This window comes from Bacillus sp. KICET-1, from assembly GCF_027721405.1.
GTDB classification, from domain to species: Bacteria; Bacillota; Bacilli; order Bacillales; family Bacillaceae; genus Bacillus; species Bacillus velezensis.
Window position 1 is genome coordinate 2,070,582 of the sequence record NZ_CP113515.1, and the last position, 24,216, is coordinate 2,094,797.

General features: G+C 47.7%; 25 protein-coding genes and 1 other annotated feature. Of the genes, 23 read left to right on the forward strand and 2 right to left on the reverse strand.

The window, feature by feature from the left end; translation table 11 throughout:
• The first annotated feature begins 60 nt into the window (after nt 1-60).
• The 8 genes from OVA33_RS10680 (at nt 61) to thrS (ending at nt 8,800) form a co-directional block, all read left to right on the forward strand.
• Nucleotides 61-1,083, forward strand: a complete 1,023-nt coding sequence (locus tag OVA33_RS10680) for a glyceraldehyde-3-phosphate dehydrogenase (protein ID WP_063636774.1) — start codon at nt 61-63, stop codon at nt 1,081-1,083.
• Between the two features lie 238 nt (nt 1,084-1,321).
• Nucleotides 1,322-1,702, forward strand: coding sequence for an adenosylmethionine decarboxylase (gene speD / locus OVA33_RS10685; protein ID WP_003152471.1), 381 nt, complete (start codon nt 1,322-1,324; stop codon nt 1,700-1,702).
• Nucleotides 1,703-1,950: 248 nt separating this feature from the next.
• Nucleotides 1,951-2,409 (forward strand): transcriptional regulator NrdR, encoded by a 459-nt coding sequence (nrdR, locus tag OVA33_RS10690; protein ID WP_003152473.1) that lies wholly within the window; start codon nt 1,951-1,953, stop codon nt 2,407-2,409.
• A gap of 111 nt (nt 2,410-2,520) precedes the next feature.
• Entirely contained in the window at nt 2,521-3,930 is a 1,410-nt protein-coding gene (locus tag OVA33_RS10695; protein ID WP_017418335.1) for a replicative helicase loading/DNA remodeling protein DnaB, read from the forward strand.
• A 24-nt stretch (nt 3,931-3,954) separates the two neighbouring features.
• Nucleotides 3,955-4,890 carry a primosomal protein DnaI gene (dnaI, locus tag OVA33_RS10700; protein WP_012118157.1) on the forward strand — a complete coding sequence of 312 codons (936 nt, stop codon included), beginning with the start codon at nt 3,955-3,957 and terminating at the stop codon, nt 4,888-4,890.
• A 31-nt stretch (nt 4,891-4,921) separates the two neighbouring features.
• Nucleotides 4,922-5,563: a TVP38/TMEM64 family protein gene (locus tag OVA33_RS10705; RefSeq protein ID WP_007408086.1), complete on the forward strand. Its 642-nt coding sequence runs from the start codon at nt 4,922-4,924 to the stop codon at nt 5,561-5,563.
• A 65-nt stretch (nt 5,564-5,628) separates the two neighbouring features.
• Nucleotides 5,629-6,459: a putative sporulation protein YtxC gene (gene ytxC, locus OVA33_RS10710; RefSeq protein ID WP_017418333.1), complete on the forward strand. Its 831-nt coding sequence runs from the start codon at nt 5,629-5,631 to the stop codon at nt 6,457-6,459.
• A 409-nt stretch (nt 6,460-6,868) separates the two neighbouring features.
• On the forward strand, nt 6,869-8,800 hold the full coding sequence (gene thrS / locus OVA33_RS10715) for a threonine--tRNA ligase (protein WP_025649713.1): 1,932 nt from the start codon (nt 6,869-6,871) through the stop codon (nt 8,798-8,800).
• Between the two features lie 54 nt (nt 8,801-8,854).
• On the opposite strand, the gene OVA33_RS10720 is transcribed toward thrS, so the two are convergent.
• The gene (locus tag OVA33_RS10720) at nt 8,855-9,649 is read right to left on the reverse strand and encodes an HAD family hydrolase (RefSeq protein ID WP_017418329.1); all 795 of its coding nucleotides are present in this window, start codon (nt 9,647-9,649) and stop codon (nt 8,855-8,857) included.
• Nucleotides 9,650-9,835: 186 nt separating this feature from the next.
• On the opposite strand from OVA33_RS10720, the gene OVA33_RS10725 reads away from it, so the two are divergent.
• The 8 genes from OVA33_RS10725 (at nt 9,836) to OVA33_RS10760 (ending at nt 15,412) form a co-directional block, all read left to right on the forward strand.
• Nucleotides 9,836-11,617 (forward strand): sensor histidine kinase, encoded by a 1,782-nt coding sequence (locus tag OVA33_RS10725; protein WP_017418328.1) that lies wholly within the window; start codon nt 9,836-9,838, stop codon nt 11,615-11,617.
• The gene (locus tag OVA33_RS10730) at nt 11,595-12,329 is read left to right on the forward strand and encodes a LytR/AlgR family response regulator transcription factor (protein WP_014418602.1); all 735 of its coding nucleotides are present in this window, start codon (nt 11,595-11,597) and stop codon (nt 12,327-12,329) included. The genes OVA33_RS10725 and OVA33_RS10730 overlap by 23 nt, the downstream gene beginning before the upstream one ends.
• Nucleotides 12,330-12,458: 129 nt before the next feature.
• Nucleotides 12,459-12,896, forward strand: a complete 438-nt coding sequence (lrgA, locus tag OVA33_RS10735; protein ID WP_017418327.1) for an antiholin-like murein hydrolase modulator LrgA — start codon at nt 12,459-12,461, stop codon at nt 12,894-12,896.
• A gap of 12 nt (nt 12,897-12,908) precedes the next feature.
• Nucleotides 12,909-13,592: an antiholin-like protein LrgB gene (gene lrgB / locus OVA33_RS10740; protein WP_007408093.1), complete on the forward strand. Its 684-nt coding sequence runs from the start codon at nt 12,909-12,911 to the stop codon at nt 13,590-13,592.
• 181 nt (nt 13,593-13,773) lie between these two features.
• Nucleotides 13,774-13,904: a sequence feature (ribosomal protein L20 leader region), on the forward strand.
• A gap of 58 nt (nt 13,905-13,962) precedes the next feature.
• On the forward strand, nt 13,963-14,484 hold the full coding sequence (infC, locus tag OVA33_RS10745; protein WP_071543361.1) for a translation initiation factor IF-3: 522 nt from the start codon (nt 13,963-13,965) through the stop codon (nt 14,482-14,484).
• Between the two features lie 12 nt (nt 14,485-14,496).
• Entirely contained in the window at nt 14,497-14,697 is a 201-nt protein-coding gene (gene rpmI / locus OVA33_RS10750; protein WP_003152493.1) for a 50S ribosomal protein L35, read from the forward strand.
• A gap of 31 nt (nt 14,698-14,728) precedes the next feature.
• Nucleotides 14,729-15,088 (forward strand): 50S ribosomal protein L20, encoded by a 360-nt coding sequence (rplT, locus tag OVA33_RS10755; protein WP_007613019.1) that lies wholly within the window; start codon nt 14,729-14,731, stop codon nt 15,086-15,088.
• Between the two features lie 57 nt (nt 15,089-15,145).
• Complete coding sequence (locus tag OVA33_RS10760; RefSeq protein WP_007613018.1) at nt 15,146-15,412, forward strand: DUF1294 domain-containing protein; 267 nt, start codon at nt 15,146-15,148, stop codon at nt 15,410-15,412.
• A gap of 13 nt (nt 15,413-15,425) precedes the next feature.
• On the opposite strand, the gene OVA33_RS10765 is transcribed toward OVA33_RS10760, so the two are convergent.
• Entirely contained in the window at nt 15,426-15,818 is a 393-nt protein-coding gene (locus OVA33_RS10765; RefSeq protein ID WP_003152498.1) for a hypothetical protein, read from the reverse strand.
• Between the two features lie 183 nt (nt 15,819-16,001).
• On the opposite strand from OVA33_RS10765, the gene OVA33_RS10770 reads away from it, so the two are divergent.
• The 7 genes from OVA33_RS10770 (at nt 16,002) to OVA33_RS10800 (ending at nt 24,202) form a co-directional block, all read left to right on the forward strand.
• Entirely contained in the window at nt 16,002-17,087 is a 1,086-nt protein-coding gene (locus OVA33_RS10770) for a M42 family metallopeptidase (RefSeq protein WP_063636773.1), read from the forward strand.
• Nucleotides 17,088-17,229: 142 nt separating this feature from the next.
• On the forward strand, nt 17,230-18,195 hold the full coding sequence (locus tag OVA33_RS10775) for an arabinan endo-1,5-alpha-L-arabinosidase AbnA (RefSeq protein WP_012118149.1): 966 nt from the start codon (nt 17,230-17,232) through the stop codon (nt 18,193-18,195).
• A 182-nt stretch (nt 18,196-18,377) separates the two neighbouring features.
• The gene (gene araA, locus OVA33_RS10780) at nt 18,378-19,871 is read left to right on the forward strand and encodes an L-arabinose isomerase (RefSeq protein WP_017418324.1); all 1,494 of its coding nucleotides are present in this window, start codon (nt 18,378-18,380) and stop codon (nt 19,869-19,871) included.
• 1 nt (nt 19,872) lies between these two features.
• Nucleotides 19,873-21,558, forward strand: a complete 1,686-nt coding sequence (gene araB, locus OVA33_RS10785; RefSeq protein ID WP_014418598.1) for a ribulokinase — start codon at nt 19,873-19,875, stop codon at nt 21,556-21,558.
• Nucleotides 21,551-22,240 carry an L-ribulose-5-phosphate 4-epimerase gene (araD, locus tag OVA33_RS10790; RefSeq protein ID WP_003152509.1) on the forward strand — a complete coding sequence of 230 codons (690 nt, stop codon included), beginning with the start codon at nt 21,551-21,553 and terminating at the stop codon, nt 22,238-22,240. Before araB ends, araD begins: the two co-directional genes overlap by 8 nt.
• Nucleotides 22,218-23,024 (forward strand): sugar-phosphatase AraL, encoded by an 807-nt coding sequence (locus OVA33_RS10795; protein WP_370530869.1) that lies wholly within the window; start codon nt 22,218-22,220, stop codon nt 23,022-23,024. Before araD ends, OVA33_RS10795 begins: the two co-directional genes overlap by 23 nt.
• Nucleotides 23,021-24,202, forward strand: coding sequence for a sn-glycerol-1-phosphate dehydrogenase (locus OVA33_RS10800; protein ID WP_017418321.1), 1,182 nt, complete (start codon nt 23,021-23,023; stop codon nt 24,200-24,202). Before OVA33_RS10795 ends, OVA33_RS10800 begins: the two co-directional genes overlap by 4 nt.
• The last annotated feature ends 14 nt before the right edge of the window (nt 24,203-24,216 follow it).

The following is a 24,216-nucleotide window of genomic DNA, read 5'->3' on the forward strand; positions in this document are numbered from 1 at the left end:
TTATACTATATATAAATAAAATTAAATTAGAGTGGCATATTAAAAAGGGGTGACCTGAGCATGAAGGTAAAAGTAGCAATCAACGGGTTTGGAAGAATCGGAAGAATGGTGTTCAGAAAAGCAATGGAAGATGATCAAATTCAAATAACAGCCATTAATGCAAGCTATCCCCCGGAAACGCTTGCTCATTTGATAAAGTATGACACAATTCACGGCAAATACGATCAAGAAGTTGAGACCTCCGACGACAGTCTGATCGTCAACGGAAAACATATTATGCTGTTCAATCGCCGGGACCCGAGAGAGCTTCCGTGGAAAGAATGCGGAATAGACATCGTCGTAGAGGCAACGGGGAAATTTAATTCAAAAGAAAAAGCAATGAGCCATATTGAAGCAGGGGCGAAAAAAGTTATTTTAACGGCTCCGGGCAAAAATGAAGACGTTACCATTGTCATGGGAGTAAATGAAGAGCAATTCAATTCCGATGAACATGTCATTATTTCAAATGCATCCTGCACGACAAACTGTCTTGCGCCGGTCGTCAAAGTGCTTGATCAGGAATTCGGGATTGAAAGCGGCCTGATGACGACTGTTCACGCTTACACGAATGATCAAAAAAATATCGACAATCCGCATAAAGATCTGCGGAGGGCGAGAGCGTGCGGAGAATCCATCATTCCGACTTCTACAGGCGCCGCCAAAGCGCTGTCGCTCGTGCTGCCTCATTTGAAAGGAAAACTTCACGGTCTCGCTTTGCGTGTTCCCGTTCCGAATGTGTCATTAGTGGACCTTGTCTGCGATCTGAAAACAGATGTGTCGGCCGAGCAAGTGAACGCCGCTTTCCAAAGAGCCGCAAAAACGTCGATGTACGGAATTCTTGATTATTCGGATGAGCCGCTCGTTTCTTCGGATTATAATACGAATTCACACTCTGCGATCATCGACGGACTGACAACGATGGTGATGGAAGACCGAAAAGTAAAGGTGCTCGCCTGGTATGACAATGAATGGGGATATTCCTGCCGTGTCGTTGATCTTATCCGTCACGTCGCCGCGCGAATGAAACACCCGTCAGCTGTGTAGACTAAAGATCATGGACATTTGTTAGAAAAAAACCCTTAACGGCATATTCGCAAAAAACACACCTTGCAAAATAAACTTAAACACAGTATACTATCTTTCGTGAACTTCTTGCTCGTGACTGCTTCGGAATTACTTAAAGGGTTAGGACCTCTCCGGACTAACTTTCCCCCGTGGTAAATGGCCGGGTCAGTTCTCGGAAATTCACTTTTTTAATTCTTGTTAAGGGGGGTCCATGATTATGGAAACAATGGGGCGTCACGTCATCTCCGAGCTGTGGGGATGCGATTTTGATAAGCTCAATGACATGGATTTTATTGAAAAAACGTTTGTAAATGCTGCTTTGAAATCAGGAGCTGAGGTGCGCGAGGTCGCATTTCACAAATTTGCACCGCAAGGCGTAAGCGGAGTCGTTATTATCTCTGAGTCACATTTAACGATTCACAGTTTTCCTGAACACGGATATGCAAGCATTGATGTTTATACTTGTGGAGACCTGGATCCTAATGTGGCTGCGGATTACATTGCGGACGCATTACATGCAGATACAAGAGAAAACATTGAAATACCGAGAGGAATGGGGCCTGTACAGATTAAACAGGCACAAGCGAAAGTACTGTAATTTTCAAAACGCAAACACAAGGGAGCTAAGCTGAAAAAGCCATTACGCGCTTTGAAGCTGATGCTCCTTTTCTAATGTAAAAAAACAGCATTGCTTTTTCTTTAAGCATTTTTTTTGTAAAATAGAAAAGATAAGGCCGGTCTATCGGCTCTCCCAACAAATAGGCTCATCCTAGAAACGTTGGCGGGCATTTACCGGAAGCTTGCGAACCGCATTACAGCAACGAAACAGATGGGAGCTGATCCAATTTGAAATGTCCTTCATGCCAGCATAACGGTTCCCGCGTACTTGATTCACGGCCTGCGGACGAAGGGAAATCAATCCGCAGAAGGCGGGAATGCGAAGCCTGCCATTACCGCTTCACTACATTTGAGAAGTTTGAAGAGATGCCTCTGATCGTCGTGAAAAAAGAAGGCGTCCGGGAAGAATTCAGCCGTGAAAAAATGCTGCGCGGGTTAATTAAAGCTTGTGAAAAAAGGCCCGTTCCTTTAAAAACATTGGAAGACATGTGCTTTGACATTGAAAAAGAGCTGAGAAACCAAGGTGTATCTGAAGTCAAAAGCGAACTTGTCGGAGAAATGGTAATGGACCGTCTGGCGAAAATCGATGAGGTGTCTTATGTCCGCTTTGCCTCCGTCTACCGGCAGTTTAAGGATATAAACGTGTTTATCGATGAATTGAAAGATTTAATAAAGAAAGAACGCTGAGAGAGCTAAGAGATTGTGTCTGGCTCTTTTCTCATGAGCAAAATTGGCATTTGATAGATCGCAGAAACGGTGTAAAATGAGAGTAGAAACATATCGGAAGGTTTGAGAATCATGGCTGACTATTGGAATGACGTATTGCCTGTAGATCCTTATACGGTCAAAAGCCGTTCGCTTCTTCAGGATGTCGACAGACAGGTTTTGACACATCTGTACCAGCCGCTGATCGGTTCTTTTGCATTCTCCCTTTATATGACCTTATGGGGAGAGCTTGAGCAGAACCGCTTGTGGGGAGCGGAATCCACGCACAGGCAGCTGATGGGCATGATGCAGTCAAATTTAAAAAAGATTCATCATGAACAGGGAAAGCTTGAAGGAATCGGGCTGCTGAAAGTGTATATCCGGGAGTCCGAGCAAAAAGAGCGGATGTTTATTTATGAGCTGCTGCCCCCGCTCAGACCGAATGATTTTTTTGAAGACGGCATGCTGAATGTCTTTCTTTATAACAGAGTCGGTAAAACGAAATACCAGCAGCTGAGACAATTTTACACGCATCCTTCCGTCGGCGCGGACGCAAGGGAAATTACCCGTCCTTTTAATCACGCTTTTGCCTCTTTTCAGCCGAGTGAATGGAAAATGACGCCTGATATGGAAGAGGCGATGAAGCTACCCGAGGACTATGAGACGGCGTCTGTCGGACAAGCGCCTTCCTATACGGTGACGGAGGAAGTGTTTGATTTTGAGCTTTTCATGGCGGGACTGTCAGAAACGATGATACCGCGCAAATCAATCACGCAGGACGTGCGGGAGAGCATTAAAAAGCTTTCATATTTATACGGAATAGATCCTATCTCCATGCAGCACGTCGTCATGACCGCAATTAATGAACAGGATACGATAACGGCCGAAGCGCTGAGGAAAGCGGCCAGCGACTGGTATCAAATTGAAAGAAGCGGGAAGCTTCCGGAACTGATTGATAAAACACAGCCTGTCACCTTGAGAGAAAACCGGACGGAAAAGGACGATTCATTGAACGGCGAACTCATCGCACAGCTTGAGACCATATCACCGAGAAAGCTTCTTCAGGACATTGCGGACGGAACCGAGCCGTCAAAAGCCGACTTGCAGATTATCGCTGATATTATGTTCGAACAAAAGCTTGAGCCCGGCGTCACCAATGTGCTGATTTATTATGTCATGCTGAAAACGGATATGAAGCTGTCCAAAAACTATATCCAAAAAATCGCCGCCCACTGGGCCAGAAAGAAAGTCAAAACGGTACGGGAAGCAATGAAGATCGCAATAGAAGAGCACAGGCAATATCTTGATTGGGCGGACGGCAAAACAAACGGCGCGGCGCGCGGCAAAAAAACCGTCCGGGAAGAAAAGCGTCCTGATTGGATGAAAGAAGAAGAAACCGGGAAGAAACAAGAACAGCCGGCTCTTTCCGCGCAGGATCTTGAAGAACAGAAGAAAAAAATGATGGAAGAAATGAAAAAACTGAAAAAATACTCTGCCTATTGAGACAGAGAAGCGGGGTGATATTGAATGGAACCGATCAGCCGATCCTTAGAAGGCGTGACGAAAAGACCTGACTTTCAAAAACGCCTGGAACGAATGCAGCAGCAAGTCATGGCCGACGAAGACGTCCAGGCTTTTTTGAAGGAACAGAAAGATGTAATCAATCAAAGCATGATTGACAGAGGGTTAAATAAACTGTACGAATTCGTTCAGCAAAGCAAACAGTGCGCCTTCTGCTCGAAAGACAGCCGGACGAACAGCCTGCTTGAAGGCTATCATCCGAAGCTTGTGATCAACGGGCGTTCCATTGATATTGAATATTACGAATGTCCGGAAAAGAGAAAGCTCGACCGCCAGAAAAGACAAAAGTCCCTGATGAAGAGCATGTATATCCAGCAGGATCTTCTCGGCGCGACGTTTCAGCAGATCGACATTACCGATCCGAGCAGAGTCGGCATCTTCCAGCATGTGACGGATTTTCTGAAGAGCTATAATGAAACGGGAAAAGGCAAAGGGCTGTATCTGTACGGAAAATTCGGAATCGGAAAGACATTTATTTTAGCCGCCATTGCCAACGAGCTGGCGGAAAAAGAGTATTCATCAATGATCGTATATGTTCCCGAATTTGTCAGAGAGCTGAAAAACTCGCTCCAGGATCAGTCGTTGGAGGCGAAACTGAATATGGTGAAAACGACGCCCGTACTGATGCTTGATGACATCGGGGCGGAGTCAATGACAAGCTGGGTCAGGGATGAGGTCATCGGCACCGTGCTTCAGCACAGAATGAGCCAGCAGCTTCCCACTTTCTTCTCGTCTAATTTTTCACCAGACGAGCTGAAGCATCATTTTACGTATTCACAGCGGGGAGAAAAGGAAGAAGTAAAAGCGGCAAGACTGATGGAGCGGATTTTATATTTGGCTTCGCCCGTCCGTCTTGACGGGGAAAACCGCCGCCGTTCATGATGCCGGCGTCCAATGGGAAGGATTTGAGGGAATGAGGAATAAGAAGGCTGTCACTTGGGCTGCGGCTGCGGCGGGAGCGGGCCTTTTGCTGTGGGCAAACCGCAAATATCTGAATCTGTCGCCTAAGGAGATCCGGCTGTGGGTGTTATCGTTCGGTGTTTTTGCGCCGCTTGTGTTTATCGGAATTTCCATTGTCAGGCCTTTTGTGCTGTTTCCCGTATCAATCGTTTCCGTCGCCGGAGGATTGGCGTTCGGCCCGTTTTTCGGCACCGTGTATACGCTGGCGGGCTCAATGGGCGCTGCCGCCGCGTCTTTTTTTGCGGCGGGGCTGTTTGCCTTTAATGAGAAAAGCCGTCATGGAAAAATGGAAGCCATTCAAAAGCAGATGAAAACCAATGGCTTCTTTTATATTTTTATCCTGCGCATTCTGCCTGTTAACTTTGATGTGATCAGCTATGCCGCGGGCCTATCGAAAGTCAGGCCGATGACGTATTTTTTGGCGACCGCAGCGGGCATTATTCCGGGGACGATCGTCCTGAATGTGCTCGGCGCGAGCTTTATGTCCGGCAATGTGCTGACCGTACTCGGCGTGATCTGTCTTTACATCGTATTTTTATCGCTTCCCGTTATATTTAAAAAGAAGGTGCGCCATTTGTTCGGCGGTGAAAGCTAACCTTTACGTCTATTTTAAAAACATCCCCCATATACTTGTAACAGATGCCGTAAGGGGGGACAAATATGCTTGAAGTGATCTTTGAAGATGACCACGATACCGCCGCTTTTTTACATCTCATTCAGCAATCGGACGACCGGAGACATTTTATTGTCCGTGAAGGCATAAAAAAAGTCGGAATCGCAAGGTCTGAAACGGCTTTTTGCGTTCAGCGCTTTATTGAGCCGATACTTGTCAGGTTTTTTTTGGAATGCAAAGAAGACGAGCATATGCTTTCGCTTATTGAGGACGCATACTGCTTCACCGATCAGGATGAACAGCAGCAAATCCTTCAGCTTGCACACAGCATTATGGAAGGAGAGCTTGAGGATCATCCGTTCGAGCCGAAGAAAGAGCCGCGCACACAGTTTATTTCAGATGCGCTCCGGACGATTTCACTTGATGCGGGTGTTTTTTCCGTGCGTTCGTTTCAGACGTTCCGGCTCGGCAGGTATTATGAGCGGCTCAGAGAATACGCGGAGGCTGCGATAGATGAATATCGGATGGAACAGGAATATCAAAACTTTATCCAATCTCTGAGAGATTATGTGACATCCAATCCGCCGCGGATGAAGAAAGTCCGCATCGTACATGACCGGGCTTTTACGCTGTGGGAGCTGCGCTATTTGTCAGAACGGGAACAGAAAAAATACATAGACAGACGGTTTGTGCGGGAGCACCCGATGTATATAGATTCCCATCTCCTTGCGCCGCTGATCTCCATTGCGCCTGAGATGGTAGAACTGTATACGGACAAACCGGAGCATATGATGTCCAGAACGATTCAAAACGTGTTTCAGGAGAGGGTGCGCCTTTTTCCGCTGGGCGCGTTTGCAGCCGAGAAGACGGAAGGATAGCCGCACGGACGGCCTTGTGTAAGCGGCAGGGCTGTCTGTGCGAAATCAGACGGAAAACCGAGTTGCATTTTTCTCGCAGACATTTTATAATACATAAAAGATTAATGATTGCTACACGTATTGATAAGGACATGAAGCATTGATACCGGCTTTATAAGAGAGGAGAGCCCAGGCTGAAAGCTTTCCAGCTATGGATCATTGTCTTTACCGCCTTTGAACTTCAGCTGTGAACGCCGGAAGAAGCGCCAGTAATAGCTGACGGGAACTCCCGTTACAGAGTTTAGAGCTGCAGGTGCCGAAACAATCGGCCGTGCGGAAAAAAGGGTGGAACCACGATTCCGTTTATTTAACCTCGTCCCTTTCATAGGGGGCGGGGTTTTTGATTTGCATAAAAAAAGGAGTGACGAAGATGTCAGATATGATCAACATCACATTTCCGGACGGAGCGGTAAAGGAATTTCCGAAAGGAACAACAACAGAAGATATCGCGGCATCCATCAGTCCGGGATTAAAGAAAAAGTCTTTAGCCGGAAAACTGAACGGACAGGAAATTGATTTAAGAACGCCGATTCAAGAGGATGGTGCCGTAGAAATCATTACAGAAGGCACAGAAGAAGGCTTGAACATCATGCGGCACAGCACGGCGCATTTATTGGCCCAGGCGATTAAACGCATTTATAAAGATGTGAAATTCGGTGTCGGCCCCGTCATTGAAAACGGGTTCTATTATGACGTTGAAATGGAGCAGGCGCTGACGCCGGATGACCTTCCGAAGATTGAAAAAGAAATGAAACGCATCGTCGGTGAAAATCTGCCGATTATCCGAAAAGAAGTGAGCCGTGATGAAGCAAAAGCCATGTTTGCGGAAATCGGCGATAATCTGAAGCTTGAACTGCTGGATGCCATACCGGAAGACGAAACGGTCTCCATTTATGAGCAGGGCGAATTTTTTGACCTGTGCCGCGGCGTGCACGTGCCGTCTACAGGCAAAATTAAAGAATTTAAGCTGCTGAGCCTTGCGGGCGCATACTGGCGCGGCGACAGCAAAAACCAAATGCTTCAGCGCATTTACGGCACGGCCTTCTTTAAAAAGGATGACCTGAAAGAGCATTTGCGGATGCTTGAAGAAGCGAAAGAGCGCGACCACCGAAAACTGGGCAAAGAATTAAAATTGTTCGCCAACTCTCAAAAAGTCGGACAAGGCTTGCCGCTCTGGCTGCCGAAAGGCGCAACCATCCGCCGCGTGATCGAGCGCTACATTGTGGATAAAGAGCTGAGCCTCGGTTATGAGCACGTCTATACGCCTGTTCTCGGAAGCAAAGACCTGTATGAAACATCAGGCCACTGGGATCATTATCAGGATACAATGTTCCCGCCGATGGAAATGGACAATGAAACACTCGTGCTCCGTCCGATGAACTGTCCTCACCATATGATGATTTATAAACAGGACATTCACAGCTACCGCGAGCTTCCGATCCGGATTGCAGAGCTGGGAACGATGCACCGATACGAAATGTCCGGGGCGCTTTCAGGTCTTCAGCGCGTACGCGGCATGACGTTAAATGACGCGCACATTTTCGTCCGCCCTGATCAGATTAAAGAAGAATTCATCCGCACGGTCCGTTTGATTCAAGACGTATACGAAGACTTCGGACTGAGTGATTACACATTCCGCCTGTCTTACCGTGATCCTGAAGATACGGAAAAATATTTTGATGATGATGAGATGTGGAACAAAGCGCAGTCCATGCTGAAGGCGGCAATGGATGAGATGGGGCACGACTATTATGAAGCGGAAGGCGAAGCGGCGTTTTACGGCCCTAAGCTTGACGTGCAGGTGAAAACGGCGATCGGCAAAGAAGAGACATTGTCAACTGTACAGCTTGACTTCCTTCTTCCGGAACGCTTTGATCTCACTTACGTCGGAGAAGACGGCAAACAGCACCGCCCTGTCGTTATTCACCGCGGCGTCGTGTCAACGATGGAGCGTTTCGTTGCTTTCTTAATCGAAGAGCACAAAGGCGCCCTTCCGACATGGCTTGCGCCGGTGCAATTCCAAGTCATTCCTGTATCACCGTCCGTGCATCTTGACTATGCGAAAAAAGTGCAGGAGCGCCTGCAGCGTGAAGGCCTGCGTGTCGAGCTTGACAGCCGGGACGAAAAAATCGGCTATAAAATCCGTGAAGCGCAAATGCAAAAAATCCCGTACATGCTTGTGGTCGGTGACCAAGAAGCGGAAAACGGCGCGGTAAACGTCCGGAAATACGGTGAGCAGAAATCAGAAACCGTCTCATTGGACGATTTTGTGAAAAAGGCTGTAGCCGAAGCGAAAAAATAACCGGAAATACAAAAAACCCCGTTCATTCAGAATGGGGTTTTTTTGCGTATAACATTATCTTTCTTTTTGTTTCTCTATAATCGCAAACAGCTCGTGAAGATCGCTGATCACGTAATCAGGGGCAATGTCCGTATCATTTTTCTTTTGCGTCCGGTTTACCCAGACTGTCGTAATGCCTGCCCGTTTCGCTCCCAATATATCAGTATTGAGGTTATCTCCGACCATAATGGCGTCTTCTTTTTTCAGGTTCAGGAGGCCGAGGCAATGTTCGAATATGGAGGCGTCGGGTTTCCCTTTTCCGAAAGCGCCTGAGATGACGATTTCATTAAAATAAGGCGCGAGCTCAGGAACGCCGGCGAGTTTTTCTTTCTGCAGGCTGGGGTCGCCGTTTGTCAGCAGAAGCAATTCATAAACACCTTTCAGCTTATCAAGCACTGCAAACGTTTCATCATACACGTACGGACGCTGTCTGCGTTCCGCCGCGAAAAACTCCGCCAAATATTCGCCGTAAGCCGCATCGTCTATACCGACGCTTTTTAAGCCGTTCGTCCAGGCGTTTCGTCTGTATTCCGGCGCAATCCGATTCAGCTTTTTAAACCCTTCGCTGACCGGCTCGGAAAAATTCGCCCACAATCCTTCAAACGGATTAATGCCGATCATGACCGTATAAGGATAGGTTTCGTATGACATATACAATTCCCGTGCCGCTTTCCGAACCGCCTCTTCAAATGTATGCGGGTCAAGGCCATATTTTTTTTCCGCTTGTAAACATGTTTCCCTGAATGTTGTTCTGACGCTTTTTTCATCCCATAACAGTGTATCGTCCAAATCAAAAAATACGGCTTTCATGATCTTCTCCTCTTTGTTATATTCTGAAACTCTCTGCCGCAAGGCTCCCGTTTATTCTACAATAGATATATAGACTGTGAAAGATTTGTTTTCAGATGATTTGAAAAAAACAGGCAGGTTTGTGTCAGATTCTGTCTCAGGCTCTAAAACGTGATAAAATAAAATTTGAAAGAACAGGTGAAAAGTATGCTGCATTTGATCATCATGATGCTGGAAAGAGTCGGAATTATCGTCATATTGGGATTTGTTCTGGCTCATACCAGATTGTTCAGACAGGCGCTCCAGCAGCCTGAGAGCTATAAAGGCAAAGCGGTGCTGATTTCAATTTTCTCGCTGTTCAGTATCATCAGCAACTATACGGGAATAGAAATTCAGCGGAATACAATCATGAATAATGACTGGGTGTTTCAAATTAATCCGTCAGGTTCAATTGCCAATACAAGAATTATGGGCGTTGAAATCGGCGGACTCTTAGGCGGCCCGTATGTGGGAATCGGCGTCGGCATACTGGCCGGCCTCCATCGTTTATCACTCGGCGGCGCGACCGCAGTCAGCTGTGCCGTCTCATCCGTTTTAGCGGGCATTTTGTCCGGCTGGATCGGACGGTATTTCAGAAAACGCTATGCGATGCCGACACCGCGGGTGGCCGCGCTTGTCGGACTCGGAATGGAATCGCTGCAAATGCTGCTCATCCTCTTGATGGCCAAGCCGTTTTCTGATGCTTGGACGCTTGTGAGCATCATCGGCATCCCGATGATATTGGTAAACGGGTCAGGGACTTTTATTTTTCTTTCGATCATTCAGTCGATTATCCGGAAGGAAGAACGGGCGAGAGCCCTTGAAACCCACAGGGTGCTGATGATTGCCGATCAGACGCTTCCGTTTTTCCGCCAGGGGCTGAATGAAAGCTCATGCAAAAGCGTCGCCGCCATCATCCACAGGCAAACGGGAACGGACGCGGTATCGCTTACGGATAACGAAAAGATTTTGGCGCACGTCGGCGCGGGTGCCGACCATCATATTCCGTCTGAAAGCCTGATCACCGGATTGTCAAAACGCGTCATTAAAACGGGTCATATTATGAAAGCGACATCAAAGGCAGAAATTGAATGCACGCACGATCCCTGTCCGCTGCATGCGGCGATCGTATTGCCGCTGACGTCAAACGGCAAAACGATCGGGACGCTGAAAATGTACTTTAAAAGCCCGTCAGGTTTAAGCCGGGTTGAAGAAGAGCTTGCAGAAGGACTCGCCATGCTGTTTTCCACCCAGCTTGAACTCGGCGAGGCGGAACTGCAGAGCAAATTGCTGAAAGACGCAGAAATAAAGGCGCTTCAAGCACAGGTCAATCCGCATTTTCTGTTTAATGCGATCAATACGATTTCTGCTCTTTGCCGTACGGATGTGGAAAAAACCCGAAAGCTTCTGCTGCAGCTCAGCGTCTATTTCCGTTCCAATCTGCAGGGGGCAAGGCAGCTGCTCATCCCGCTTTCTAAAGAACTGAACCATCTGCAGGCATATTTATCATTGGAGCAGGCCCGTTTTCCCGGGAAATATAAAATCAGCCTTGAGATCGAACGCGGTTTGGAGGACATCGAAATTCCTCCTTTTGTGCTGCAGATCCTCGTCGAAAATGCGCTCCGCCATGCATTTTCAAGAAAGCAGGACAGCTGTGCCGTCAATGTCAGCGTGGTATCCGCCGGTCAATCGGTTTTAATGCGGGTTGGAGATAACGGGCGGGGAATTGATCCGGAATTGCTGTCCGTGCTCGGAAACCGTCCGCTCCCGTCTAAAGAAGGGACGGGAACCGCGCTTTACAATTTAAATCAGCGGCTGATCGGGCTGTTCGGCCCCAAAGCAGCCCTGCGATTGGAAAGTGAGGCCGGCAAAGGTACGGACGTATCATTTGAGCTGCCTTTGAAACTGATGACTAAAGGAGAAGAACATGCTGAAGGTGTTAATCGTTGATGATGAAATGCTGGCAAGAGATGAATTAGCTTATTTGCTGAAACGGACGAATGAAGTAAGTGACATAAACGAAGCAGAAAATATTGAATCCGCTTTTGACAGTATGATGGATCAAAAACCGGATCTGCTGTTTTTGGACGTTGATTTGTCAGGAGAAAACGGATTTGACATTGCCAAACGGCTGAAAAACATGAAAAATCCGCCGGCCGTCGTTTTTGCAACGGCGTATGACCAATTTGCTTTAAAAGCCTTTGAAGTCGACGCGCTCGATTATTTAACGAAGCCTTTTGATGAAGAAAGAGTGCGCCAGACGATCAGAAAGTTTAAAAGAGTGAAGCAGGACAGGGCAGGAGCCGTCTCAGAGCAGCCGTCCGCAGCCGGAGCGCATAAACTGGCTGTATCAGCCGGTGAATCTATTGTCATTTTAGATACGAAGGACATTATTTTCGCCGGCATGGAGGACGGACACGTTTCTGTCAAAACGTTTGCCGCTTCTTATTCCGTTCATGAAACTTTGGCGGTCATTGAGAAAAAACTGCCTGATACGGGTTTCTTGAGAGTGCACCGCGCGTTCATCGTGAATACGGAGCATATTACTGAAATTCATCCGTGGTTTAATTCGACGTACAATCTTATCTTAAAAGACGGCTCTAAAATTCCCGTCAGCCGTACATACGCCAAGGACTTAAAAAAGCTGCTTCATATTATATGAGGCGGCTTTTGCATTTCAGCAGCCGTTTTTTGCATTTCAGAATGAATATTCAGCCGTTTGTTATGAAAGCGCTTTAAAAGGCGATTTCTCTTTTATAATGGACCTAACAAAGAGAAAGAGGTGAAGAAAATGAGTGCGAAAAAAGTGTACGGATTTCTGACACAAGCATTTATTTTTGCCGTAATTATGCTCATATCTAATGGGATTGCAGCGATTGTCCCCATTCCTATACCCGCTTCCGTAGTAGGTTTGGTGTTATTATTTGTCCTCTTATGTCTGAAAGTGATTAAGCTTGAACAAGTAGAAACGCTGGGAACATCATTAACGTCACTGATCGGATTTTTATTTGTCCCGTCGGGCATCTCCGTGATGAATTCACTTGGCGTCATGCAGCAGTACGGCGTGCAGATCGCACTCGTCATCTTACTCGCCACCATCATTCTGTTAGGGGCCACGGGCCTTTTTTCTCAGCTGATCTTGTCTGCCAGCCAAAAACGTCAGAAGACTGCTCCTGAAAAACAAACGGTGCGCCGTTCCAATCAGGAAAAAGAACTTGTGCAGCATTAGGAGGGAAATCGGATGAGTCCATATTTCGGTATTGTCGTTTCACTTGCGGCCTTTGGCATCGGCACGTATTTATTTAAAAAAACGAGAGGCTTTTTCCTCTTCACCCCGCTGTTTGTCGCAATGGTGCTTGGAATCCTTTTTCTGAAGCTCGGCGGTTTTTCATATGAAGATTATAAAAGCGGGGGAGACATTATTAAATTCTTCCTGGAGCCCGCAACGATCGCTTTTGCCATCCCTTTATACAAACAGCGTGACAAACTGAAAAAATACTGGTGGCAGATCATGTCTTCTATCATTGTCGGCTCTATCTGCTCAGTGACGATTGTCTATTTGATCGCAAAAGGCATTCATCTTGACGCGGCCGTTATGAAAAGCATGCTTCCGCAGGCGGCGACAACGGCAATTGCCCTTCCGCTGTCAAAAGGAATCGGCGGCATCACCGATATCACCGCTTTCGCCGTCATTTTCAACGCCGTTATCGTCTATGCTCTGGGCGCTCTATTCTTAAAACTGTTTAAAGTAAAGCACCCAATCTCTAAAGGACTGGCTCTCGGCACATCAGGACACGCACTCGGTGTTGCGGTCGGTATTGAGATGGGGGAAGTAGAAGCGGCAATGGCAAGTATCGCGGTTGTCGTCGTGGGAGTGGTGACGGTGCTGGTCATTCCGGTATTCGTTCAGCTCATCGGAGGATAAACCCGGGTCATAGACCCGGGTTTTTTATTGTCCGGCAGCATCCGCGTGCGGCAAAGAACGAAATTTCACATTTTTCCTTGCGCTCGCCCCGGCATCGTGTTAAAATGAAAAAGTTGATCCGGAGAAGTCATTCTTGACTAATGATCCGGTATTGTGTAGAATAGTTATTGAATTGAATATAAATCACAAGCAGAGGCACCCGCTTCTCACCTGATTGACACATTCATGTAGTTGGCAGGTTGACCGTACATTTTTATTTATGCAGATGTTCGTAGTGTGGGTGTGTTGTCATGCCCGCACTTTTTGTTTGCCTGCAGAATGCAGTCAAAAAGCGTTGTGAATCAATTCGAAGAAACTATGGAGGTGGCTCATTATTAGCAAAGATCAATTGGTTAATGAGGGTATCCGTGCACGTGAAGTTCGTCTGATCGGACAAAATGGCGATCAGCTCGGCATCAAGTCCCGTCAGGAAGCACTTGAAATCGCCGGCCGCGCAAATCTTGACCTTGTGTTAGTTGCAGCAAATGCAAAACCGCCTGTCTGCCGCATCATGGACTACGGTAAGTTCAGATTCGAGCAGCAGAAAAAGGACAAAGAAGCACGCAAAAATCAAAAAATCATTAACTTAAAAGAAGTTAGATTAAGTCCGACGATCGATGAGCATGACTTTAACACGAAATTGCGCAATGCGATTAAATTCCTTGAAAAAGGCGATAAAGTGAAAGCTTCTATCCGCTTTAAAGGGCGCGCAATCACTCATAAAGAAATCGGCCAGCGCGTATTGGACCGTTTCTCTGAAGCATGTGCGGAAGTTGCGACAGTCGAAACAAAACCAAAAATGGACGGCCGCAGCATGTTCTTAATGCTCGCGCCGAAAAACGAAAAGCAATAAGGAGGAAATCCCATGCCAAAAATGAAAACTCACCGCGGATCTGCTAAACGTTTTAAAAAGACAGGTTCTGGGAAGTTAAAACGTTCTCATGCATATACAAGTCACTTATTCGCCAACAAATCCCAAAAGCAAAAGCGTAAGCTTCGCAAGGGTGCTATTGTAAGCGCAGGAGACTTCAAACGCATCAAACAACAGCTTGCTAACATCAAGTAATCGGACAAGGAACAATTAGGAGGGAAATATAATGCCAAGAGTAAAAGGCGGAACTGTGTCGCGTCAGCGTCGTAAAAAGGTTCTTAAATTAGCAAAAGGTTATTTCGGTTCAAAACATAGATTATACAAAGTAGCAAACCAGCAGGTCATGAAATCAGGAAACTATGCATTCCGTGACCGCCGTCAGAAAAAACGTGATTTCCGTAAGCTCTGGATCACTCGTATCAACGCTGCTGCACGTATGAACGGTCTTTCTTACAGCCGTTTAATGCACGGTCTTAAGCTTTCAGGCATCGAAGTAAACCGCAAAATGCTTGCTGATCTTGCTGTAAACGATCTTACTGCTTTCAATCAGCTTGCTGATGCTGCTAAAGCTCAGTTAGACAAGTAAGTTGAAAAAGCCGCTCTCTTTCCGGGAGCGGTTTTTTTACGTAAAGGGTGACAATCAATGGCTCTCTTCATTTACGCCGTATTGATAAACGGATACGGCTTTTGGATCATGGGCGCTGATAAAAGAAGAGCAAAGGCACACCGGTGGAGAATATCAGAGAAACGAATATGGCTCACAGCCGCCATGTTCGGCTCACTCGGCGTATGGATCGGCATGCGCACCTTCAGGCATAAGACGAAACACAAATCCTTTTTATACGGGGTGCCGCTGCTTTTTCTCACTGAAGCCGCCCTTGTGCTGATGTATTTGATGTATAAAACATAAAAAGCAGGAGAGCTTATCGCTCGCCTGCTTTTTTCGCTTTTTTGATGGGCTGGTCCCAATCAATCTTACAATTCGGGTACCGCTCCAATACCTTTTTTTCGACTTCTTCAAAATCACCTGCAGAAAAGCGGTTAAGCTTTTCCGGATTTTCGGTCCATACAAATATCGTATGAATAAACAGCGGATGATCTTTGGAAGGGATATGCTTTTCTCCTTCAAAGAGCACTCCTTTATAAGTAAGCTGGAGATTTTTTCGCGTGTTTTTCTGTTCGTCAATAAAATAAAAATTCTCTTTTGATTGTGCCAGTCTGAGCCTTCTTTTCGGGTTTGCGTAAAATTTGACGCACATGTAAATAAAATAAATAAGAAGTGCAAGCAAGACAATCCTCAATACTGTAATGGCCATATGTGTGAAGGCACCTCCTCACCTTTGTCATGATCTGATGTAATACGAAAAACAAAACAAAAGGTTTCATTTTTTTAAAAGAAATAGATAAAAACATTTACCCGTTTTTCAGGCGAATTAATCGTATGCTTCAGCATTGGTTTTGTATAATAAGAAGGGTAGTGAAAAAAAGGAGGTTTATTGATGACAAAATTAGATGAAACGCTCACCATGCTGAAAGCGTTAACGGATGCAAAAGGGATACCGGGAAATGAGAGAGAAGTAAGACAAGTGATGAAATCATACATAGAACTATTTGCCGATGACGTCACAACAGACCGGCTGGGAAGCTTAATCGCCAAAAAAACCGGCAAAGAAAACGGTCCGAAAATCATGATCTCAGGGCATTTAGACGAAGTCGGTTTTATGGTGACGCAAATCACTGATAAAGGCTTTCTCCGCTTTCAAACCGTCGGCGGCTGGTGGTCTCAGGTCATGCTGGCCCAGCGCGTCACCGTCGTGACAAAAAAAGGGGACATCACGGGGATCATCGGTTCGAAACCGCCTCACATTCTGCCTCCTGACGCCAGAAAAAAAGCCGCCGATATTAAAGAGATGTTCATCGATATCGGGGCGTCCAGCCGTGAAGAAGCAATGGAATGGGGCGTTCTTCCGGGTGACCAGATTGTGCCGTATTTTGAATTTACAGTGATGAACAATGAAAAGCATTTATTGGCGAAAGCATGGGACAACCGTATCGGCTGTGCGATTGCCATCGATGTATTAAAAAATCTGAAAAACAGTGATCACCCCAATGAAGTATACGGGGTCGGAACGGTTCAAGAAGAAGTCGGGCTGCGCGGGGCGAAAACAGCGGCACATACGATCCAGCCTGATATCGCGTTCGGTGTGGATGTCGGAATTGCCGGAGATACACCGGGAATTTCTGAAAAAGAGGCGCAAAGCAAAATCGGCGAAGGGCCGCAAATTATTCTGTATGACGCGTCAATGGTATCTCACAAAGGGCTGCGCGACCTTGTCGTGAACACGGCGGAAGAAGCGGGAATTCCGTATCAATTCGATTCTATTGCCGGAGGGGGCACGGATTCAGGTTCCATTCATTTAACCGCAAACGGAGTGCCGGCGCTGTCCATTACGATCGCGACGCGCTACATTCACACTCATGCCGCTATTTTGCATCGGGATGATTATGAGAATACGGTAAAATTGATCACAGAAGTGATTAAAAAATTAGACCGGGAAACAGTTGACCGTATTACTTACCAATAAAGATACGGAAGAATCTGCTTTTTTAAGCAGATTCTTTTTTTTGTCTGTACAAATATGAGCCCTGCGTCTACAATAAGAGAAGACATAGAAAAATCTGACAACATGTTTTTGAAAGCGCTTTAAAAAAGGGGAGGGTTTACAAATGAAAAACAGATTCAGACGCATGATCCGCTTTTCGTGCGCAGCCGTTACAGCCGGGCTGCTGCTGATGTCTTCATCTCCGGCATCTGCCGCGTTTTGGGGGGCATCAAATGAATTGCTTCACGATCCGACAATGGCGAAGGAAGGAAACACGTGGTACGCTTTCGGAACCGGTTTGGAAGGGGAGAGGGGGCTTCGCGTCTTAAAGGCGGGCAGCGGCGGCGTATGGACCGTTCAGAAATCAATCTTTACTTCCCCGCTGTCATGGTGGGGCAATTATGTGCCGAATTACGGGCTGAATCAATGGGCCCCCGATGTTCAATATTTTAACGGAAAGTATTGGCTGTATTATGCCGTTTCTTCATTCGGCAAAAATACCTCCGCGATCGGTCTTGCATCATCTACAAGCCTCAGTTCGGGAAACTGGAAGGACGAAGGGCTCGTCATCCGTTCAACAAGCGCCGATAACTACAATGCAATTGATCCGGAGCTGACAATTGATAAAGACGGAAACCCTTGGCTTGCCTTCGGTTCTTTTTGGAGCGGCATTAAGCTGACAAAGCTTGATAAAAATACAATGAAACCGACGGGATCACTTTATTCCATCGCTGCCAGACCGAATAACGGCGGAGCTTTGGAAGCGCCGGCCATCACCTACCAGAACGGCTACTATTACTTAATGGTGTCGTTTGATAAATGCTGTTCAGGCGTGAATAGTACGTACAAAATTGCTTATGGAAGATCCAAAAGCATCACCGGCCCATATCTCGATAAAAGCGGGAAAAGCATGTCAGAAGGCGGAGGGACGATTCTTGACTCCGGCAATGACCGCTGGAAAGGTCCGGGCGGTCAAGACATTGTGAACGGAAATATTTTAGTGCGTCATGCGTATGATGCCGAAAACAGCGGAATTCCGAAGATGCTCATCAATGATATCGATTGGAGTTCAGGCTGGCCTTCCTATTAATTGATCAGCCGGGCATGTGTGTCCGGCTTTTTTACTTGCAATAAAAGATTGACAGTTTGATTCCTCCTTAACTATAATAAAATTGTTCGTACAAATAGAAGGATAAAAGTTTTATAGTTTATATTCATACGTATATTTCTAAAAATGCAAGCGCTTTATTTTAATGGAAAGGGGAAATGAATGTGCTTCAGAACAAAGAATATGAATTTTGGTTTGTAACGGGAAGCCAGCACTTATACGGAGAGGAAACGCTGCAGCTTGTCGATAAACACGCAAAGGGGATATGTGACGGTCTCAGCGGGGTGTCATCAAGATACAAGATCAGGCATAAACCGGTTGTCACGTCATCTGAAACGATCAGAGAGGTTTTGCGGGAAGCGCAGTATCAAGAAAACTGTGCCGGGGTCGTGACGTGGATGCATACATTTTCCCCTGCGAAAATGTGGATTGAAGGTCTTTCCGCTTTTCAAAAGCCGATGCTTCATCTGCATACCCAGTATCATCGGGACATCCCGTGGGAAACGATTGATATGGACTTTATGAACAGCAACCAATCCGCTCACGGAGACCGGGAATACGGATATATCCAGTCAAGAATGGGGCAGACGAGAAAAGTCATCGCAGGCTATTGGAATGATGAGGAAGTCAAACATGACATTTCGCAATGGATGAACACTGCTGCCGCTTGGAATGAAAGCAGGAATATTAAAGTAGCCCGGTTCGGCGACAATATGCGGAATGTGGCGGTTACTGACGGAGACAAAGTCGGCGCCCACATCCAATTCGGCTGGCAGGTTGACGGGTACGGAATCGGCGATCTTACTGAGGTGATGAACAACGTCACCGACTCAGAAATTGAGGCGCTTTATGAGGAATACGACAAATTGTATGTCATCAGCGACGAAACAAAACGGGATGAAGCAAAAGTTTCTTCCATTAAAGAACAGGCGAAAATTGAACTCGGATTAACGGCCTTTCTCGAACGGGGCGGATATACAGCGTTTTCGACCTCCTTTGAAGTTTTGCACGGAATGAAGCAGCTTCCGGGTCTTGCCGTTCAGCGTCTCATGGAAAAAGGGTACGGATTTGCCGGCGAAGGCGATTGGAAAACGGCTGCCCTTGTGCGAATGATGAAAATAATGGCGGACGGAGAACAAACCTCCTTCATGGAAGATTATACGTACCATTTTGAACCGGGGCGTGCGATGATTCTCGGATCACATATGCTTGAAGTATGTCCGACGATCGCCCTTGATCAGCCGAAAATCGAAGTCCATCCTCTCTCAATCGGAGGGAAGGAAGATCCGGCCCGGTTGGTCTTTAACGGAATCGGCGGTTCAGCCATCATCGCCAGCATCATTGATATCGGCGGGCGATTCCGTCTCATTCTGAATGAAGCGGAAGGCAGGGAAATTGATCATGATATGCCGAATCTCCCTGTGGCGCGGGTGCTGTGGAAGCCGGAGCCATCGCTGAAAACAGCTGCGGAAGCATGGATTTTGGCGGGAGGCGCCCACCATACCTGTATGTCCTTCCGGCTTACGGCTGAACAGATGCTTGACTGGGCTGAGATGGCAGGCATTGAAAGCATCTTTATTTCCCGCAATACCGAAATACATGAGCTGAAAAAAGAGCTGAAATGGAATGACGTATTATACCGGCTGGGAGGGAATTGATATGGCGTATACGATTGGTGTTGATTTCGGCACATTGTCCGGCCGGGCGGTGCTTGTCAATGTCCGCACGGGCGAAGAAATCGCGTCTGCGGTAAAAGAATACACTCATGCCGTCATCGACCGCACGCTGCCGAAGACGGGTGAAAAACTCCCTCGGGACTGGGCGCTTCAGCATCCTGCCGATTATATCGAAGTTCTGGAAACGGCGATTCCGAACCTGCTTGAGCAGGCGGGCGCTGATCCAAAAGACGTGATCGGCATAGGAATTGATTTTACCGCCTGCACGATTTTGCCGATAGACGGCGCGGGGCAGCCGCTTTGTATGCTGCCGGAATTTGAACGGGAGCCCCACAGTTATGTGAAGCTGTGGAAGCATCATGCGGCTCAAAAACATGCAGACCGTTTGAACACGATTGCCGAAGACACAAAAGAAACATTCCTTAAAAGATACGGCGGTAAAATTTCTTCTGAATGGATGATCCCGAAAATCATGCAAATCGCGGAAGAAGCGCCGCATATATACGAGGCGGCAGATCGGATTGTGGAAGCGGCAGACTGGATCGTCTATCAATTGTGCGGTTCATTGAAGCGAAGCAACTGCACGGCCGGCTACAAAGCAATCTGGAATGAGGAGACGGGGTATCCGCCGGATCATTTTTTCGAAAAGCTCAACCCGTTAATGAAAACGATTACAAAGGATAAATTAGGCGGCACCATTTATTCAGTCGGGGAAAAAGCAGGAGGTTTGACCGAAAAAATGGCGGAGCTGACCGGGCTTCTGCCGGGGACGGCCGTTGCCGTCGCCAATGTCGACGCTCACGTGTCAGTGCCCGCGGTCGGTATTACAGAGCCGGGGAAAATGCTGATGATCATGGGAACGTCTACCTGCCATGTGCTGCTCGGCGAGGAAGAACATATCGTCCCCGGTATGTGCGGGGTCGTCAATAACGGCATCTTGCCCGGATATGCGGGATATGAAGCGGGGCAGTCCTGTGTCGGCGACCACTTTGAATGGTTCGTCAAAACGTGTGTTCCGAGAGACTATGAGAAGGAAGCTGAGGATAAACACATAGACATTCACGAGCTGCTCAGCAAAAAAGCAGCTGAACTTGTTCCAGGGGAAAGCGGCCTTCTCGCGCTTGACTGGTGGAACGGAAACCGGTCAACCTTGGTGGACGCCGATTTGACGGGCATGATGCTCGGTATGACGCTGCACACGAAGCCGGAAGAAATCTACAGGGCATTGATTGAAGCGACGGCGTTCGGAACGAGGATGATTATCGAAACGTTCCGGGAAAACGGCGTTCCGGTCGAAGAGCTTTACGCAGCCGGAGGAATCGCCGAAAAAAATCCGTTTGTCATGCAGATTTATGCAGACGTCACAAATATGGATATTAAATTATCCGGGTCTCCGCAGGCGCCTGCACTGGGCTCCGCGATTTTCGGAGCGCTCGCCGCGGGACGGGAAAACGGGGGATTCTCCAATATTGCTGAAGCATGCGCGCATATGGGGAAATTAAAAGACGGCTTTTATGCCCCGAACCCGGAAAGAGCTGAGATTTATGACAATTTATATGCGGAATATAAAGAGCTCGTACACTACTTCGGCAAAGAAAACAATGTCATGAAACGCCTGAAAGCCATTAAAAACCGTGATTTTGCAAAAGGAGGGAGCCGCCATGCTTGAAGCGTTAAAAGAAGAAGTGCTCGCCGCCAATCTGAAGCTTGAGGAACATAACCTTGTCACGTTTACATGGGGGAATGTCAGCGGCATTGACAGAGAGAGCGGGAGAATCGTCATTAAACCGAGCGGTGTCGATTACAGTGAGCTGACCGCTGACAAACTGGTCGTCCTGAATGAGGACGGAGACATTCTCGAAGGCTCGCTGAAACCGTCTTCTGACACGCCGACCCATCTTTATCTGTATAAAGCGTTTCCGGCTATCGGCGGAATCGTTCATACTCATTCCCGCTGGGCGACGAGCTGGGCACAGTCCGGAAGAGACATACCCGCTCTCGGAACGACTCACGCGGATTACTTTGAAAGCGCTATACCCTGTACGAGGGAAATGTATGAAGAAGAAATTGTGAAAGATTATGAATATCATACAGGCAAAGTCATAGCCGAAACCTTTCAAAACGAACCGTATGAACAAAATCCGGGTGTCCTCGTCCACAGCCACGGCCCGTTCTGCTGGGGAACGGACGCGCTGAATGCCCTGCATAACGCCGTTGTGCTCGAAACGGTAGCGGAAATGGCCTACCATTCGCTTATGCTGAACAAACAGCTCAGTCCGATCGACAGAGTGCTGCATGATAAGCATTTTTACAGAAAACACGGGGCGAATGCTTATTATGGCCAAACTTGACGCAGCCGGGTTTCTGATTGATTTAGACGGAACCGTATTCAGGGGGCGGGAGCTGATTGACGGCGCAAAAGAAGCCGTTCATACCCTTCAGTCACTGGGCAAAGCCGTTGTCTTTTTAAGCAACCGCGGCAATCTATCAAGAGCAATGTGCCGAAAGAAACTGCTGGGTGCCGGTATCCGCACGGATGAACGGAGCATCGTGCTGTCCTCCAGTGTGACGGCATCATTTTTAAAGAAGCATTATCCTTTGTCAAAGGTGTGGGTGTTAGGAGAGAAAGGGCTGACTGATGAACTCGCTTTAGCGGGTGTCGCCTTGGCGCAAAACCCGCAGGCGGCAGACTGGCTTGTCATCTCCCTGCATGAAACCGTCACCTATGAGGATCTGAATCTCGCTTTTAAGGCGGCTTCCTCCGGCGCGCGTATCATCGCCACGAACCGGGACCGCTCCTTTCCGAATGAAGGCGGCCATGCCATGGACGTCGCGGGAATGATCGGGGCCATTGAAGCATCCGCCGGAGCAAAAACGGAGCTTGTCATCGGCAAACCGTCTTGGCTGATGGCTGAGGCGGCATGTGAAGCGCTCGGACTTCCCCCTGAGGAATGCGCCATTATCGGAGACAGCCTCGAATCTGATATCGCAATGGGCAGGCTGTACGGAATGAAAAGCGTATTGGTTCTGACGGGGGCGGCCAAACTTGGGGAGCCCCGTCTATATGAACCTGACATCGTCCTTGATTCTATTAAAGACCTGACAGAATTAGCGAAGGAGGGAATCCTTTTATGAAACGTTCTCCTGAGGACATTCAATCCGAGTTTGACAAGGAAGGGGCCAGCCGCTCACCGATTCAAATAGAAGATATCGTGATCGGGTCGAATGCAAAAGAAGAGCTTCTCACATTTCTGCAAAAAAAATGCTGGAATCATCCGGTCATCGTCTGTGACCGGAACACGTACGAGGCGGCGGGACGTCTGCTTGCGGACGAATTGAGGGCAGGCGGGATCAAAGCGTCAAAAGTCATCATTCCGGAGCATGAAGCCGGGACCGCCGCGGCTGATGAGAGGACATTGGTCTATACGCTGATCAATCTCGCGGAAGAGACGGATGTCATCATTGCGGCCGGTTCAGGAACGATTCACGACATTACACGGTTTGCCGCCTGCCAGCGCGGATTGCCGTTTATCTCATTCCCCACCGCTCCGTCAGTCGACGGTTTTACATCGGCGGGAGCGCCGCTCATATTAAACGGAATCAAAACGACGATTCAAACGAAAGCGCCGATCGCCTTATTTGCGGATACGAATGTATTAAAAGAAGCGCCCCGTTCAATGACAGCCGCGGGCTTCGGAGACATGCTCGGAAAAATAACATCGCTGGCAGATTGGGAGATTTCCCGCAGGCTAGCGGGTGAGCCGTACTCAGAAGCCGGGGCGAAGCTTGTGAAAGACGCGCTTTGGCAGTGCATTGATCACCGCGCTGACATTGCCATGGGAACGGAGGCCGGCATTCAGATACTGATGGAAGCGCTGATCGTTTCGGGTCTTGTCATGCTTGCGCTTGACCACTCCCGCCCCGCCTCAGGAGGAGAACATCACATCTCGCATTGGATTGAGATGGAAATGCTGAAGGCAAAACAGCCTGCGATTCTCCACGGTGCGAAGGTCGGCTGTGCGTGCGCGGTGCTGAGTGATATTTACAAAGAACTGGCTTGTCACGAAAAGCTTGCGGAACTGCCGCCGCACTTTCGCGAGGCGATTCAATCTGCATATGAAGGGCTTCCCGACGGCAAAACAATTGCCGGATGGCTCGCATCTGCGGGGGGTCCCGCTTGTTTCGATGAGATCGGTGTAAAACAGGACCTTGTCAGCGATGCGCTTAAGCATGCGCACACACTGAGAGACCGTTATACCGGTTTAACCATCATAAATGAAAATGCAGCGCTCTTTGCTCATTTGCATCAATAGCCGCACGGCCTAAA

Coding starts and splice junctions, on each gene's coding strand:
- OVA33_RS10680 (WP_063636774.1), top strand. CDS start 61: ATGAAGGTAAAAGTAGCAATCAACGGGTTTGGAAGAATCGGAAGAATG.
- speD (WP_003152471.1), top strand. CDS start 1,322: ATGGAAACAATGGGGCGTCACGTCATCTCCGAGCTGTGGGGATGCGAT.
- OVA33_RS10695 (WP_017418335.1), top strand. CDS start 2,521: ATGGCTGACTATTGGAATGACGTATTGCCTGTAGATCCTTATACGGTC.
- dnaI (WP_012118157.1), top strand. CDS start 3,955: ATGGAACCGATCAGCCGATCCTTAGAAGGCGTGACGAAAAGACCTGAC.
- OVA33_RS10705 (WP_007408086.1), top strand. CDS start 4,922: ATGAGGAATAAGAAGGCTGTCACTTGGGCTGCGGCTGCGGCGGGAGCG.
- ytxC (WP_017418333.1), top strand. CDS start 5,629: ATGCTTGAAGTGATCTTTGAAGATGACCACGATACCGCCGCTTTTTTA.
- thrS (WP_025649713.1), top strand. CDS start 6,869: ATGTCAGATATGATCAACATCACATTTCCGGACGGAGCGGTAAAGGAA.
- OVA33_RS10720 (WP_017418329.1), bottom strand. CDS start 9,649: ATGAAAGCCGTATTTTTTGATTTGGACGATACACTGTTATGGGATGAA.
- OVA33_RS10725 (WP_017418328.1), top strand. CDS start 9,836: ATGCTGCATTTGATCATCATGATGCTGGAAAGAGTCGGAATTATCGTC.
- OVA33_RS10730 (WP_014418602.1), top strand. CDS start 11,595: ATGCTGAAGGTGTTAATCGTTGATGATGAAATGCTGGCAAGAGATGAA.
- lrgA (WP_017418327.1), top strand. CDS start 12,459: ATGAGTGCGAAAAAAGTGTACGGATTTCTGACACAAGCATTTATTTTT.
- lrgB (WP_007408093.1), top strand. CDS start 12,909: ATGAGTCCATATTTCGGTATTGTCGTTTCACTTGCGGCCTTTGGCATC.
- rpmI (WP_003152493.1), top strand. CDS start 14,497: ATGCCAAAAATGAAAACTCACCGCGGATCTGCTAAACGTTTTAAAAAG.
- rplT (WP_007613019.1), top strand. CDS start 14,729: ATGCCAAGAGTAAAAGGCGGAACTGTGTCGCGTCAGCGTCGTAAAAAG.
- OVA33_RS10760 (WP_007613018.1), top strand. CDS start 15,146: ATGGCTCTCTTCATTTACGCCGTATTGATAAACGGATACGGCTTTTGG.
- OVA33_RS10765 (WP_003152498.1), bottom strand. CDS start 15,818: ATGGCCATTACAGTATTGAGGATTGTCTTGCTTGCACTTCTTATTTAT.
- OVA33_RS10770 (WP_063636773.1), top strand. CDS start 16,002: ATGACAAAATTAGATGAAACGCTCACCATGCTGAAAGCGTTAACGGAT.
- OVA33_RS10775 (WP_012118149.1), top strand. CDS start 17,230: ATGAAAAACAGATTCAGACGCATGATCCGCTTTTCGTGCGCAGCCGTT.
- araB (WP_014418598.1), top strand. CDS start 19,873: ATGGCGTATACGATTGGTGTTGATTTCGGCACATTGTCCGGCCGGGCG.
- araD (WP_003152509.1), top strand. CDS start 21,551: ATGCTTGAAGCGTTAAAAGAAGAAGTGCTCGCCGCCAATCTGAAGCTT.
- OVA33_RS10795 (WP_370530869.1), top strand. CDS start 22,218: ATGCTTATTATGGCCAAACTTGACGCAGCCGGGTTTCTGATTGATTTA.
- OVA33_RS10800 (WP_017418321.1), top strand. CDS start 23,021: ATGAAACGTTCTCCTGAGGACATTCAATCCGAGTTTGACAAGGAAGGG.